The organism is Bacteroidales bacterium, assembly GCA_029210725.1.
GTDB lineage: Bacteria > Bacteroidota > Bacteroidia > Bacteroidales.
The window spans coordinates 155,976-169,962 of sequence record JARGFM010000001.1; the positions used below are offsets into that span (position 1 = coordinate 155,976).

Genomic DNA, 13,987 nt, shown 5'->3' on the forward strand with positions numbered 1-13,987 from the left:
CCCCAATAGTTATTTTTCATGATGGATATTATTGAACTTTCCGGCATAACTAAGTCATTCGGATCGGTCGTAGCCGTTAATAATCTGTCCCTGAAGGTACCCAGGGGTAGTATCTATGGATTTATCGGTCCGAATGGATCTGGTAAAACCACGACTATTCGCATGATCATGAAGATTATGTATCCGGACCATGGCAAGCTACTGGTGAATGGCCAGGAGACCAACTTTGAACGTTTGAAGAATGTAGGCTACCTGCCCGAAGACCGGGGGCTCTACAAAAAAATGAAGATCGGCGAACTGCTGCAGTTTCACGGAGAGCTGAATAATGGTGCCGATCTTCCCGGTCGCATTAACCAGTGGCTGAAACGGCTTGAATTGCTGCCTTATAAAGAGAAAAAAGTGGAAACCCTCAGCAAAGGGATGAGACAAAAGCTGCAGTTTATCGCCACCATCCTGCATCAGTCCGAACTGATCATCCTGGATGAACCCTTCAGCGGACTGGACCCGGTTAATGCCGATATGATGAAAGACATCATCCTGGAACTCCAGGAGAACGGAGCCACCATTATCTTCAGCACCCACGACATGGCCATGGCCGAACGGATGTGCGACTACATTTTTATGATCTATCAGGGAAAAAAAGTGCTGGATGGTACCCTGGAGCATATCCAGGACCAGTATGGTAACGATACCCTTCGGATCCAGTCCGAAATGGGAGCCGAGGCTCTGAAAGGGCTCAACGGCATAGAAAACGTGAATAATTTTGGGAAGCTGCAGGAGATCAGGCTGGAAGAGGGTGTGGATCCCCAGAAAATTCTGGCTGAGCTGCTGAAAAAAACCCGTATCAGCAAATTTGAGATCACCAAACCATCACTTAACGACATATTTATCCGGATCGCATCTCCGGAGAGAAAGGAGATAGGCCATGAGTAAAATATGGACCCTTTTCAAACGAGAATACCGTGCTGCGGTACGAACGAAAAGTTTTATCATCAGTCTGGTCCTTGTTCCCATTATGATGGGGGGCGGGTTTGCAGCTATGATTATCATGGAAAATAACAAGGACACGGATGATAAGCATTTCATTGTGATCGATCACTCGGGATTGATGACCGGTCCATTGAACGAAGCCCTGAAAACCAGAAATACGGAGGATATCTTCCACTCGAATACCGGGGAGAAGATTGATGCCGCATACGTGGTAGAGTTCATGGATCCAGATCCTGAGGATCCCGAAGGCCAGCGTTTTGACCTCTCCCAAAGGGTGGAATCTCAGGAGCTGCATGCTTTTATTGAAATCGGACCGGATATTTTGCATCCGGTGGGTGAAGGGAAGCAAGCCTACCTGAAGTACTATTCACAGCATTCTTTCAATGACCAGATTCGATACTGGTTCCAGAATGTAGTAAATAACAAGCTTCGGGAATTCCGTGCTGCGGAGCTGAACCTGGATGCAGTGCAGGCCGAAGATCTGCTCTGGTGGGTCGATGTGGAGGGAATGGGGCTGGTCACCGTGGATAAAAAAACCGGTGAACAACTGGAAGCGGAAAGGACCAACGAACTGCAAACTTTCCTGGTGCCCTATGTGCTTCTGATCCTGATGTTCATGCTGGTGATGATGAGTGCTATCCCCCAGTTGAGCAGCGTGATGGAGGAGAAAAGTGAAAAGATTGCGGAAGTTTTACTTGGAACAATCACCCCCTTTCAGTTTATGATGGGTAAAGTCCTGGGCGGCCTCGGTGTTTCCCTGACCACTGCAAGCATTTATGTGGCCGCCGGGGTATTTACACTGAAATATATCGGAATGGAGTCGCTGATCCCGGTGGAAGTGCTGCCCTGGTTCTTTATATTTACCATCCTGTTTATCCTGATGGTTGGTTCGGGAATGGCAGCCCTGGGGGCTACCTGCAACGACAACAAGGATGCCCAATCGCTGACCTTCCCGGGCATTCTTCCGGCCATTATACCCATGTTTCTTATAGCCCCGGTGATTTCTGACCCCACCGGTCCGCTGGCAACCACCATGGCCCTGATCCCGCCCTTTACGCCCACCATTATGGTAATGCGGATTGCCTCAACGGTGACCATCCCCATGTGGCAGCCTTTCGTGGGACTACTGGGCGTGATCCTCTTTACTATATTTACGGTATGGATCGGAGCACGGATATTCAGAACCGCTATCCTGATTCAGGGACAGAAGCCCAACCTGGCAACCCTGTACAAATATGCCTTTAAAGGCTGAGTGAACACCTGTTGAAATGAAGACTGCAGCTTCAATCCCGGCTTCTTTTGAGAAGCCGGGGGAACAGCATTCCAGTCTTCTTCTTATACTCCAGATAATCATTTCCAAACGCCTCTTTAAGAGCACGTTCTTCGTACTTGCAGATTGCAATATAAAAAGCAATGATTACCAGTATAAAAGCGCCTGACGCCATAGACATGCTTATGATGGCGGCCCCCAGGTAAAAAAGAATAGCCCCCAGGTAGATAGGATGTCTGACAATACGAAAAACACCGGTATGGATCACCCCGGGCTCTTTTCCCGGGGTACCGAACACCTTTTTCATCCCATTCCGTGCAAGATACCATCCGGCAAGCAGTATCAGACTGGCAAGCGGAACACGAACCAGGTTGGGTATTTCTTCCTCCAGGAAGGTGGAGTATTGAAAAACAAATGAATCGCTGATCCATACCCCCAGGAACATCACCAGCAGGATCAGCTGACCTGTATCACCCCAGCGGTGTTCCCCGGTTAAATGAGGATGTCCGGAATGCTTTTTTGTACTCATTTTTATTTTCGAAGTTATGGAATAATCCATGAAAAAGAATAATTCCTCCGCGGAGGATCGGGAAAGGAGCGGCCACCCTCTCTAAAAACCGGAAGGATCGGCCATGCCTGTTGTTTTCAGGACGGTATTGCGTGCATAAATTTTATAAATTTCGGCCTCGATTTATGTTGTAAAGCTGATCATCATGCCAAGGCCGCTTCTGTTAACCCTTCTTTCCCTGCTTCTTTCCCTGCCTTTACCGGGCCAGGATCATCACGAGAGGTTCGAAGCCATTGATGTGGAAAAATATCGTTTTGAGATAGATCTGAACGACTCCACCAACCTGATCCGGGGTCTTGCGGATATAGATATCGTCTTCAGGAAGAATGTGGAGCGCTTTTACCTCGATCTTGCTTCCGGTCGCCCGGATGGTTCAGGCATGAAGGTTGAGCGGATCACTGAAAATGGAGTGGAAATCGGTTTTATTCATAAGGAGGATCATATTTCCCTCACCATACCCCTGGCTTCTGAAGGAACAATACGAAACTACAGGATCATCTACAGCGGCATTCCGGAGGATGGTTTAATCATCTCAAAAAACAAATTTGGGGACCGGACCTTTTTTGGAGATAACTGGCCCAACCGGGGACATCACTGGCTGCCTCTGGTGGACCATCCTTCCGATAAAGCCATGGTGGAGTTTCTTATATCGGCTCCGGATCATTATGAGGTAGTTTCCATAGGGAAGCGAATATCTGAGAAAAGAGCATCCGGAAGAATCATTTCACACTGGCAGACGACAGTTCCTCTCTCCTCCAAACTGATGGTTATCGGAGTCAGTCCGTTTGCGGTCAAGGAAATAAAAAGCAAATCCGGGATACCTGTATCCACCTGGGTTTATCCCCAAAACCGGGATGAAGGTTTTTCTGATTACAGCATTGCCACCTTACCCCTGGATTTCTTCGAATCCTATATTGCCCCTTATCCTTATGCTAAACTGGCGAATGTCCAATCCAGAACAGTCTATGGAGGAATGGAAAATGCCAGCTGCATCTTTTACCATGAACGAACCGTCACCGGGAAGCAGGACCATGAAATTTTGTTTGCCCATGAGATCGCACACCAGTGGTTTGGAGATGCTGTTTCTGAATTAAACTGGCACCACATCTGGCTAAGTGAGGGATTTGCAACCTACCTGACCGACCTCTATATCGAGCAGACTCAAGGCCAGGAAGCTTTTGTGGCCTCGCTGCTGGATGAAAAGGATCAGGTGCTCAGCTTTGCCCGCCAGAGGCTGGCCCCCATCGTCGACACCACTTTACCGGTTTCCACCCGCCTGCTGAATAAGAATTCTTATGAAAAGGCTGGCTGGGTGCTCCATATGCTGCGAAATGATATGGGTGACGAACTATTTCAAAAATGTGTAAGAACCTTTTATGAAAAATACAAATTCCGCAACGCCCTTACAGAAGATTTCCTGGCTGTGGTGGAGTCCTTCACCGGGAAAGAATACGACACCTTTTTCAGGCAATGGTTTTACCATTCAGGCCATCCTGTGCTTTCAGCACCCTGGAAAAAACGTGGCAAAAAAATCATTTTAACCATCATTCAGCATCAAAGTCAGAGTCTTTTTGATTTCCCCTTAGACATCGAATTGACAGGCCCCCGGGGAGAGACCTTCAAAAAGACACTTCATATTCACAAACCTTCCCAGAGTTTTGCCCTGGTGCCCACATTCAAAACCAGAGACCTTAAGCTGGATCCGGACCACTGCTTACTATACGAAACTTACAAAGTTCCATAAATACTTACATCGGGATAAAATGCCGCAAAAGAGAACCAGTATCCCAGAAAGGAAGGGATTGTTCCAAGCCGGGCATTCTTTCGCGGACCAGAAACTGCCTGACCACTTACATCCCACTTATTCCCTTCATCATCGGTCATCACGACAGGATATTGTCCCTGTACAGCACCAAATGAGAGGGTGGAACCATCACCCGGGTCATTGATAAATGCAAGCAAAAAATTATCTTCCTGGTTCCCCACGATCACCAGGTTTTTCCCTCTCAAGTGATCATGGACCACGGTGATGGAGTCATCAAAACCAGCAAATCTGTAAACTCGGACTTCGTCCGATTGTAAAACCCCGAGCACCCGCTCCTTATTTGGAATTCTATCATCCTCGTTGGTAACAGGAAACATCAGAAAATCATCCTCCGTCCGGTAACTCCCATAAGGATATCGGCCATAATTCCGGTCGTACCCGGTATTACGAGTTACAACGGTAGTCTGAGGATACATCTCCTTCCAGGTCCTCCAGCTGGTTTCAATCAGTGGAAAAGTCTCCGCCTTTGTACCCCTGAGTGCACCATTCACGCAATCGAGCCGGATCTGGGACCAGTTGCTGTCGGTTTTACGGTCATAGGGAATCAGGTTAGAATTATAGAGTAAACCTGAAACACCAAAAGTAGTTATGCTCCCGTCAATTTCCCGGCTCCATCCAATCCCCGTTCCGGTAAGCGGACAATAGGTAACAGCAATGTCCACCTGACCAACCCGGTCATTGATAATCTCATGCCAGTCCAGGATATGATGAGGATAGGCTCTTGCTTCACCATCCACCACAATACCAATCACCAACTCCTCATCGCTGAGGTAATCCGCCGCTGCGGCAGACACAAACTCTGGTTCAAGCAGCGCCGGGATTCCATCTTTGCCGGGTCCGCCGTCAAATATGTCTTCCCGGGGTATGGCCCAGGCTTCCTGAGCACCTGATCCCTGAACAGAGGAATTGCCATTGCTCCCAGTCTCTTTCCCACAGCCCCAAAGAAGCATCAATGAGAATAATAATCCAATAAATAATATCCGTTTCATAATTGTAGTCTATTTGATTTATGTTCACTTTTTTTGCTGAGAGAGTGGTAATATCCAATCTGCATCCGGAAGCTTGGCGTTAATTGAGTGCCACCCACATAGCTGTACAGGGGGAGTTCAGGAACAATATGTATTATCGAATTCGGAAATAGGTGCCAGCTAAATGCTGGCAGAACATGGATCCACCGACCTCCTGTATTTTCAAGTTCCCGGCCATTGACCCGATCAACTCCGGCATTCCTGGCACCTATAGAGAGGGCGTACGAAATCAACGTTCTGCCGATGGTAACCTGATCTCCCAATCCCAGGTAAATCTGAATCGAATTCCCAAAGCCGTATGTTTGCACGCCCAAATAATCTTCGTTTTCTCCGTTGAATCTGCCCACAATTCTGGCCGAAGCCACCATGGTGGGACGTTTTGTAAACTGTCTGGCATAATAGGCCCAGTTAATCAGATCCCAGGAGCCACTTCCGGGCTGCAAGTCGGCATTTAAGGTGATATTTTGTTTATTGCTCAGATCAGACCTTCCAAGAGGTAGCTTCGGTCCAACACCCAACTGCAATTCTGTCACGTTCTCAGACATTCTTGAAATAACAAACTTGGCTATCAGAACCGCATCTCCCAAACCACTTGTGCCTACCTGGTTGATCTGATCATCAAAAGAGACCTTTCTGGACTGCTTAACATAAGAAAACAACGCATCAATGGCCAGCCATGGGCGGATACTATAACCTGTCTTAAGTAAAACTGACTGGGTGATCCGCTGTCTCGATCCATCTTCGAGGGTTTCTGTGCCAGTCTTTAACGTGGCCAGGAAATTAAGATCATAACTCATTTCAATCTGGAGTGTACCTTTTACAGCACTTTCAAAACCCACATTTCCCGATAAGGGTACCCCGCCAGAACAGCATGTCTGGGAATAGCCAGGGAAACGGAGCCATGCCAAAAGAAGGGATATGATTAAGAAATACTTAAATATATACTTTATATATAACCTTCTATAATACATATTTTCTGCATTTTAAATAAGCTACAGAAATAGCAATGAAATCAGAATACCACTCAAAGGGTATCACTCTGAGGGATTCGTCGCAAGAAAGTAAAAGTGCTTACAGTTTCCCGGGGGGAGTTTGTACCCGGCCATCGGGATGAAGGGCAAATCTGCCCTTATGGGCCGGATGAACGTGGTCGGGCCTTGGCCAGGGCCAGCCTCCGAACTGTGAGTCCTGATAGTCCAGGTAAGTCTCCTGGACCTCCTCTCTGGTATTCATCACAAACGGGCCATAAGCAGCCACCGGTTCCTGAATAGGCACGCCCTGCAGCAGGAGAAACCGGCCCTCCTCTGTTCCATTGTTCAGCTGCATGGAAAAACTGGCATCCAGCTCAATGGAATGTCCTGATTCTATAGCAGTCCCATTGATCCATAGCTGTTCACCCTCAAAAAAATAGAGGGTTCTGTTTGTTCCTTTTGAGGCCGGAGGCAGGTTCCACAGAGCTTCAGCATCCATTTGAATATACCAGATTGCCACCTCGTTTTCCTGACTGGCAGCCCAGGAATCGGGAGCCGGATCGGGGGCCTTCAAGCCCTCCAGCGAACCAGCTACAAGCTCTATCCTGGTTTCCCGCATCTGTTCATCCACGTGCGATATAAGAGGAATCTGTTCCTGCCATAGCATGGTGTAATGCGGTTCAACAAACTTACTTTTCCCCGGCAGGTTCAGCCAGATCTGAAAAAGTTCCAGAGGATTAGTCCTGTCACGGTTTAACAACGGAAACATTTCAGCATGCTGGATCCCTTTCCCCGCAGTCATCCACTGCACATCCCGGTTCCCATAGCGACCGGCGCCTCCCAGGGAGTCTGAATGGTCAACCACTCCCTTTCTCACCACAGTCACTGTCTCAAATCCCCTGTGAGGATGTACAGGAAATCCAGGAATGGTAAGCCCATGATACATACGCCACCCGTCTTTTAATACAAAATCATTTCCCAGGTTCCGCCCTGTCATCGAGGAAACAGGACCAAAGGCACCATCCCCCTCCGGATAAGCGTCAGCGTGGTAAACGCAAAAAAGGAAGGGATCCTGAGTTTTCCAGGGAAATCCCAAAGCCTGAATCCTTATTATGCCCGTTTCGTGATCCATCATTTCCCCATCTCCTGTATAGAAATAACAATGTCCCGGTTGTTTTGTTGGGAAAAGCTCTTCATATCCTGAAGAGGGTGTAGCGATGGGAATACTCACCACATGCAAGTCTGGATCCCAAAGCAGTGAAGCCGATAAAAATTATATATTTATATTACCAAACCAACTATAAGAATGACCACCCTGCTTGAACCTTTGAAACTATTCTGCCTGAATTCTGTTTCTGATCAGAATCATATAGATCTTAAACCTCCCGGAGATCCATGAGAAATATCCACCAAACGATCCTTGAACAGATAAGATCAGGCTCCGCTATCGCGCTGGCCACGGTTGTAGAGACAGCTGGATCAACTCCGCAGAAGCCTGGAAGCTCTGCACTTTTTGGAGAGCATGGCCTGCTTGCAGGAACGGTTGGGGGGGGATTGCTGGAAGCAGAAGTTGAGCACATAGCTGAAAGTCTCATGATCTCAGGAGCCTCGGATTTTTTCTACTTTAACCTGGACTCTGATGAAAAGGACGCAGGGGCCATTTGCGGAGGTGAAGCCAGGGTACTGGTGGATGCAGATCCAGGTGTTCATCTCGAAGCCCTGGAAGAGATGGAAAGTAGCCTTTCCGGACGGACAGAAGGATTTTTGCTCACGCTGGTCAGCCAGAAGTATGATCAGGGCAGGACTATAAGCAGGTATTGGATTCCGGGCCATGGAACAAAAGATTTTCCCGGAAGCATCGATCCGGCATTTACCAAGCTGGCTAAAGCGCATCTGAAGCAGGCCATACGTTATGGATTTGCCGGAATCGATTTGAAGACAATTCCTGATCACCAGGTGAAACTGGCTTATCTGGAACATATCAGGCCCATGCCTCAACTGATCATTGCCGGGGGAGGACACATAGGCAAGGCCCTGGCGCATCTGGGTGCTCTCCTGGAGTTCGAGGTAAGCGTAGTGGATGACCGCCCCGAATTTGCCAGCAAAGATCGTATTCCTGATGCATATCGTTTGATAGTCAAAGAGATAGGGCAAGCGCTCAGGGAGATAAATCCCGGTAAGGACAGCTATATCGTCATTGTGACCAGGGGACATTTCCATGACGCTGAAGCACTGAGAGCCTGCATCGGCTCGGGTGCGGCTTTTATTGGAATGATTGGCAGCAAACACAAGGTGGGCATCATGAAAAAACAGTTCCTGGATGAAGGCTGGGGCACCAGGGAACAGTGGTCTTCCATTTTTACCCCGGTTGGCCTTCCCATTGGATCCAAAACAGTTCAGGAGATTGCCATAAGCATTGCTGCCCAGCTGGTGGAAGTGAGGAACAAAAACAAAAGTTCGGATGGGTAGAAGCTGGGCCATCATACTTGCCGCCGGCTCATCCAGTCGCATGGGACGTCAGAAATTGCTAATGCCTTTCGGAAAGAGTACCATGATTGAAACCGTCATCGATCAGGTGCTGGAGTCCTCGGTTGATCAGGTGATGGTGGTGCTTGGAGCCGACCATGAAAAGGTGCGGAATGTGATCAGTCAGAAGCCTGTGAAGGTCTGTCATAACCGCAAGTACGAAGAAGGTATGCTCTCTTCGGTGATCTGCGGAATCAGAGCCCTGCCCCAGGATGCAGTGTATGCCCTTATTTTCCTGGGAGATCAACCCGAAATCCCTCCTGCGGTAAGCAATCTGGTCATGGAGTCCTACGAAAAGGAACTGAACGGAATTATAATCCCTGTCTGTAATCACCGCCGGGGGCATCCGCTCCTGGTGGATATGAAATACCGGAAAGAGGTGGAGAACCTGGACCTGGAACAGGGGCTCCGTTCCCTTCGCCATCAGTTCCCGGAGGACGTTCTTGAAGTGGAGGTGGATGAACCCGGAATCCTTGTGGATATTGATACTCCAGAGGATTATAAGAATGCCACAAACTAAAAACTACTTGATGGCCGCAATCAGTTCCCCCACATCTTCTTCATTGTTGAATACACTGAGCGAGATCCTCAGGTTATCTCCCCTCAGGGAAACAAAGACATTCCTGGCTTTCAACTCATCCAAAAGCTCCTCGCCATTGGTGCCAGGCGGCAGCTGCAATCCCATCAGGTGATGGGCCCGGTGTTCTTCATCAGCCACAGGGGTTCCTCTGGCCATAAAAAAATCAATCAATGGGGCCCCCAGTACACGGCTGTAATGCTGAATCTCATCGATACCCCAGTCCAGCAGTTGGCCCAGAGCCTCATCCAGCATGGGCAGAAAAATAAAATTGCTGCTCTGACCCACATCAAAGCGGACAGCTCCAGGTTTATAATCCTTCACATAGTTGGTCAGCCTGTCGAAACGTTCGGCATTGGGCCTGGTCATCCACGACTCCTCCAGCGGGATCCCCTTATTGAAATCCTCATGAATAAAGGAGAGTGCTGTGGAATAGGGCCCCATTAACCACTTATAGGCAGCGCAGATCAATGCATCAATATTTGCTTTCCTGACATCAATGGGCAGAGCTCCAACCGATTGAGATCCATCTACAATCAGTTTTGCTCCCACTTCCCTGCATCTGGCTCCGATGTCTTCCAGATTAAATTTTGTCCCGTTCATCCAGTGAACCGATGCCATCACCACAAAAGCAGTATCCCTGGAAATGGCTTCCAGGATACGATCGTTCCAATCCCTTCCCCTGTCTGGAAGATCATCCCTCCTGGCAACCACCCGGAGCTCAGCTCCATGATCCTTACACCAGCGTTGGGCGGTATAGTAGCAGCTGGGGAACTCCTCGGAAAGAGTCAGGGCATGCTGTCCCTTTGCATAGGGTATATTCCTGATTACACTGTTCATCCCATAGGACACAGACGGCATAAGTGCAACCTGAACAGGATCGCAATGCACCATCCGGGCAAATTTCTGCCGCACACCGACCGCACCGGTAAAGAAATCAACCGGCTTAATGGAGAGTGGGTTCCTTTTTAGTCTCATTCCCTGAATTCCTCTCTCTTCCACCGAAGTCAAAAGAGGTGACATGTAGGCACAATTCAGGTAATGAATATCCGGTGGTAACTGGAACAAATGTTTCTGACAATTCATATCACTCATTTTCCTAAATCCTTTATAAGGATATCCTTAAACTTTATTTTTAATTCGTCATTCATATGTAACTGAAAGGCTATACATCCAGTAATTCCGGATTTCTTTCTTACATGCGCCTCGTCATTCAGGATGCCCTCTCCATTGAACTCTGTGACCCGGTTCCCGTTCACCCAGGTTTCCACCCTCATTCCCAGGCAAATGATCTCCATGCTGTTCCAGGCATCCTGATCATCTTCAAAATAAAAAAGCCAGGTTTCCTTAGCAGTTTTGGGCGCCTGCTCCGGCGTGATCCTCCAATCAGGCAGAGAGGGATGGATCCATCTTCTTACCCCATCCGTTTCATCATATATCAAGCCTGTCCGATAGGGATCGGGTCCATGAATATCCACCTGCGGGCCATTCAGCCAGCCTCCATAAGGGGCTTCCTCCGAGCCATCGTAGGAGCTGCGGAACTGAACACCGCTGTTCCCGTCTGATTCTTTGAAAACCTGGAACTTAAGCTTCAGATGAAAATCGGAGAATTCTCTTTCAGTGGCCAGCCAGACATAATTGTGGTCCCTGTCCCCCATGGAGTTACATGTAATACAACCATCCTTCACGGTCCAGTACTCTTTGCCACTGTCGGCCTCCAGGCACTTTACAGACCAGCCCTCCAGATTTTTCCCGTTGAAAAGCGGTTCCCACTCCTTGTAGTTACAACTGATCAGTGCGGAACCAATAATTAACAGGCCGCTAATACGAAATAAGCTCGAAAAGTCCATAGTCATTAATATCCGGGAGTTTAAGAAAGATGGAATTTACACTTTTTCAGGCTTCTGCCAGTAAATCAGAATGATATTTGGCGATATATCATAATTAAGCTAAATTTGTCCCCGCAAAATCGGCTCCATAGTTCAAGGGATAGAATAGCGGTTTCCTAAACCGTAGATACAGGTTCGAGTCCTGTTGGAGCTACAAGCACAAACCCTGTTGCACTGGCAGCAGGGTTTTTTATTTTTATAAAATGACCATTTAGTAGTTTTTTATATTTGCACTATCTTTGACACTAATAATCATCCGGAAATAATGCTTTCTAAAAGTACTGAATATGCCATCAGGTCACTCGTTTTCATACAAGTGCAGAATTGGATGGAAAAACGACCAGGAGTCGCCGAAATTGCCAAAGAGATTGAGGCTCCAACCGCTTTTACTGCAAAAATCCTGCATACCCTGACAACACATGGGCTTTTAAACTCGATGAAGGGACGGGGAGGTGGCTTCTTCTTTACCGACAATCAGTCAGAGCTGACCATCTATGAAATAATCCTTGTCATGGAAGGCAATGGTCTGTTCAGCAAGTGCGGAATCGGCCTGAAAAACTGTTCCGATGACAATCCCTGTCCTGCGCACGATCAATACAAATACATACGCGACCAGTTGCTTAGTCTGGCCCAATCGGAAACCATCAGTTCCATGGCAAAAAAAATTCTGGAGGGCCATGCCGTCCTGAACAGAATAATCGATAAACAGATTCAACCATAACAACTATAAACAAACAGATACATGATAGCAAGAAATGTACATACCGAAGCGGTAAAAGAGAATCCACACGGTGTGGATGTCAGAAAAATGTATGATGACCCCTCTGCCCAGATTATGCATATGACTTTAAAACCGGGTGAAAGTCTAAAACCGCATAAAACACCAGTCAATGTGGCCATGTATGTTCTTGAGGGAGAACCTACGATTCACATTGGGGATGAACATATTCCCCAGATCAAAGACACTCTTATTGAAAGTCCGGCGGATATTCCTCATTTCATAAGCAATGAAAGTCAGGAGACTGTCAGGATTCTGATAATGAAGGCTCCCAGGCCTGAAAACAACAGAAAAATACTTTAAACCCCAGGAAAGCGATGAGTGAACTTATTAATAACTCGAGATTCCGAAAGGAGAAACTGAAAGAATTAATCCTCAAGCTTCATGAAGGGAAATCACCCGAGCTGGTCAGAAAAGAACTGATTGATACCCTGCAATCGGTACCCTACGGGGAGGTTGTTGAAGTGGAACAGGAACTGATCCGCGAAGGATTGCCGGAAACGGAAGTATTAAAACTTTGTGATATCCACGGGGAGGTACTGGAAGGGCACGTGGATCATTCAGGATCCAGAGCAATTCCTGAAGGCCATCCGGTGGATGTTTTTAAGCAGGAGAACAAGGAGCTTAAGAAGGTAACAGGGAAAACAAGGGATCTTCTGGATTCGGTGAGAAAGGTCCCGGAAAATAATCATTCCAATTTCAGAAATGTACTCTTATCATGCTTCAACGACCTGATGGATGTGGACAAACACTATCAGCGCAAGGAATATCTTGTATTTCCTTATCTTGAAAAGAAGGATATCACGGGGCCTCCGAAAGTGATGTGGGGGAAACACGATGAGATCAGAGATCAGTTAAAAGGCTGCATTGCACTTTTAAAGGAGAGCGATTTAAAAAAGGAGGATCTCCTTGAATCCCTGGACCTGATTTTCTATCCGGTCGTGAAGGCCCTGGAAGACATGGTTCAAAAGGAGGAGGAAATTCTGTTCCCGATGGCCATGGATGTGCTCATGGAGGAAGATTGGTGGAACATTCATCAGCAGACCCTGGAATTCGGATTTACTCTGTATGATCCCCAGACCGAATGGCAACCGGAAGCTTATGAAAGAATACCGGATGAAACAGAAAAAAGAGACGGCAACGGGATCATTCAGTTGCCTTCCGGAAGTTTTACAGCTGAAGAAATCATGGCCATTTTAAATACCATTCCGGTAGATATGACCTTTGTGGACAAAGAAGATAAAGTAAAATATTTTTCTCAGGGATCGCACCGGATATTTGCACGGAGCAGATCCATCATCAACCGGGACGTCAGCTTATGCCATCCTCCTGGCAGTGTGGATATTGTAGAGAAGATCCTGGAAGATTTTAAAACAGGGAAAGCCTCTCATGCTCCATTCTGGATCCAGATGAACGGAAAATTCATCCTGATTGAGTACTATGCATTAAGAAATGAACATGGGGAGTACCTCGGAACGCTGGAAGTGTCCCAGGATCTCACCAAGGCCAGGGCTCTGGAGGGAGAACAGCGCATATTATCCTATGGACAAACCAAGAAAGAATAA

Annotated in this window: 14 protein-coding genes and 1 tRNA gene; 9 read left to right on the forward strand and 6 right to left on the reverse strand. The window is 47.5% G+C overall.

Features of this window, described 5'->3' with window-relative positions; translation table 11 throughout:
- Positions 1–18: 18 nt before the first annotated feature.
- On the forward strand, positions 19–933 hold the full coding sequence (locus P1P86_00665) for an ATP-binding cassette domain-containing protein (GenBank protein MDF1573689.1): 915 nt from the start codon (positions 19–21) through the stop codon (positions 931–933).
- Positions 926–2,242, forward strand: coding sequence for an ABC transporter permease (locus tag P1P86_00670; GenBank protein MDF1573690.1), 1,317 nt, complete (start codon positions 926–928; stop codon positions 2,240–2,242). Before P1P86_00665 ends, P1P86_00670 begins: the two co-directional genes overlap by 8 nt.
- Before the next feature lie 31 nt (positions 2,243–2,273).
- On the opposite strand, the gene P1P86_00675 is transcribed toward P1P86_00670, so the two are convergent.
- Entirely contained in the window at positions 2,274–2,789 is a 516-nt protein-coding gene (locus P1P86_00675) for an isoprenylcysteine carboxylmethyltransferase family protein (protein MDF1573691.1), read from the reverse strand.
- 184 nt (positions 2,790–2,973) lie between these two features.
- On the opposite strand from P1P86_00675, the gene P1P86_00680 reads away from it, so the two are divergent.
- The gene (locus P1P86_00680; GenBank protein MDF1573692.1) at positions 2,974–4,572 is read left to right on the forward strand and encodes a M1 family metallopeptidase; all 1,599 of its coding nucleotides are present in this window, start codon (positions 2,974–2,976) and stop codon (positions 4,570–4,572) included.
- Here the strand turns inward: P1P86_00680 and P1P86_00685 are convergent.
- The 3 genes from P1P86_00685 to P1P86_00695 all read right to left on the reverse strand — a co-directional run bounded on the left by P1P86_00685 (position 4,557) and on the right by P1P86_00695 (position 7,883).
- On the reverse strand, positions 4,557–5,642 hold the full coding sequence (locus P1P86_00685; GenBank protein ID MDF1573693.1) for a DUF3179 domain-containing protein: 1,086 nt from the start codon (positions 5,640–5,642) through the stop codon (positions 4,557–4,559). The genes P1P86_00680 and P1P86_00685 overlap by 16 nt on opposite strands.
- Positions 5,639–6,520 (reverse strand): hypothetical protein, encoded by an 882-nt coding sequence (locus P1P86_00690; GenBank protein MDF1573694.1) that lies wholly within the window; start codon positions 6,518–6,520, stop codon positions 5,639–5,641. Before P1P86_00690 ends, P1P86_00685 begins: the two co-directional genes overlap by 4 nt.
- 232 nt (positions 6,521–6,752) lie before the next feature.
- Positions 6,753–7,883, reverse strand: coding sequence for a pirin family protein (locus P1P86_00695; protein ID MDF1573695.1), 1,131 nt, complete (start codon positions 7,881–7,883; stop codon positions 6,753–6,755).
- Positions 7,884–8,047: 164 nt separating this feature from the next.
- On the opposite strand from P1P86_00695, the gene P1P86_00700 reads away from it, so the two are divergent.
- Both P1P86_00700 and P1P86_00705 read left to right on the forward strand, forming a co-directional pair.
- Positions 8,048–9,121 carry an XdhC family protein gene (locus tag P1P86_00700; GenBank protein MDF1573696.1) on the forward strand — a complete coding sequence of 358 codons (1,074 nt, stop codon included), beginning with the start codon at positions 8,048–8,050 and terminating at the stop codon, positions 9,119–9,121.
- Positions 9,114–9,698 (forward strand): nucleotidyltransferase family protein, encoded by a 585-nt coding sequence (locus P1P86_00705; protein MDF1573697.1) that lies wholly within the window; start codon positions 9,114–9,116, stop codon positions 9,696–9,698. Before P1P86_00700 ends, P1P86_00705 begins: the two co-directional genes overlap by 8 nt.
- A gap of 3 nt (positions 9,699–9,701) precedes the next feature.
- Here P1P86_00705 and P1P86_00710 read toward each other — a convergent pair whose 3' ends face one another.
- Both P1P86_00710 and P1P86_00715 read right to left on the reverse strand, forming a co-directional pair.
- On the reverse strand, positions 9,702–10,778 hold the full coding sequence (locus P1P86_00710; protein ID MDF1573698.1) for an aminotransferase class V-fold PLP-dependent enzyme: 1,077 nt from the start codon (positions 10,776–10,778) through the stop codon (positions 9,702–9,704).
- A gap of 68 nt (positions 10,779–10,846) precedes the next feature.
- A complete protein-coding gene (locus P1P86_00715) occupies positions 10,847–11,611 on the reverse strand; it encodes a DUF1080 domain-containing protein (protein ID MDF1573699.1) in 765 nt (254 codons plus the stop codon).
- 115 nt (positions 11,612–11,726) lie between these two features.
- On the opposite strand from P1P86_00715, the gene P1P86_00720 reads away from it, so the two are divergent.
- From P1P86_00720 to P1P86_00735, 4 genes are all read left to right on the forward strand, one after another.
- Positions 11,727–11,798, forward strand: a tRNA-Arg gene (locus P1P86_00720).
- A gap of 111 nt (positions 11,799–11,909) precedes the next feature.
- Positions 11,910–12,365: an Rrf2 family transcriptional regulator gene (locus tag P1P86_00725; protein ID MDF1573700.1), complete on the forward strand. Its 456-nt coding sequence runs from the start codon at positions 11,910–11,912 to the stop codon at positions 12,363–12,365.
- Between the two features lie 21 nt (positions 12,366–12,386).
- Positions 12,387–12,725: a cupin domain-containing protein gene (locus tag P1P86_00730; protein MDF1573701.1), complete on the forward strand. Its 339-nt coding sequence runs from the start codon at positions 12,387–12,389 to the stop codon at positions 12,723–12,725.
- 14 nt (positions 12,726–12,739) lie between these two features.
- Entirely contained in the window at positions 12,740–13,987 is a 1,248-nt protein-coding gene (locus P1P86_00735; GenBank protein MDF1573702.1) for a DUF438 domain-containing protein, read from the forward strand.

Excerpts from the sequence above, each read along its gene's own strand:
- P1P86_00715 (MDF1573699.1), bottom strand. The coding sequence starts at position 11,611 with ATGACTATGGACTTTTCGAGCTTATTTCGTATTAGCGGCCTGTTAATT.
- P1P86_00685 (MDF1573693.1), bottom strand. The coding sequence starts at position 5,642 with ATGAAACGGATATTATTTATTGGATTATTATTCTCATTGATGCTTCTT.
- P1P86_00725 (MDF1573700.1), top strand. The coding sequence starts at position 11,910 with ATGCTTTCTAAAAGTACTGAATATGCCATCAGGTCACTCGTTTTCATA.
- P1P86_00700 (MDF1573696.1), top strand. The coding sequence starts at position 8,048 with ATGAGAAATATCCACCAAACGATCCTTGAACAGATAAGATCAGGCTCC.
- P1P86_00680 (MDF1573692.1), top strand. The coding sequence starts at position 2,974 with ATGCCAAGGCCGCTTCTGTTAACCCTTCTTTCCCTGCTTCTTTCCCTG.
- P1P86_00670 (MDF1573690.1), top strand. The coding sequence starts at position 926 with ATGAGTAAAATATGGACCCTTTTCAAACGAGAATACCGTGCTGCGGTA.
- P1P86_00710 (MDF1573698.1), bottom strand. The coding sequence starts at position 10,778 with ATGTCACCTCTTTTGACTTCGGTGGAAGAGAGAGGAATTCAGGGAATG.
- P1P86_00735 (MDF1573702.1), top strand. The coding sequence starts at position 12,740 with ATGAGTGAACTTATTAATAACTCGAGATTCCGAAAGGAGAAACTGAAA.
- P1P86_00665 (MDF1573689.1), top strand. The coding sequence starts at position 19 with ATGATGGATATTATTGAACTTTCCGGCATAACTAAGTCATTCGGATCG.
- P1P86_00730 (MDF1573701.1), top strand. The coding sequence starts at position 12,387 with ATGATAGCAAGAAATGTACATACCGAAGCGGTAAAAGAGAATCCACAC.
- P1P86_00675 (MDF1573691.1), bottom strand. The coding sequence starts at position 2,789 with ATGAGTACAAAAAAGCATTCCGGACATCCTCATTTAACCGGGGAACAC.
- P1P86_00705 (MDF1573697.1), top strand. The coding sequence starts at position 9,114 with ATGGGTAGAAGCTGGGCCATCATACTTGCCGCCGGCTCATCCAGTCGC.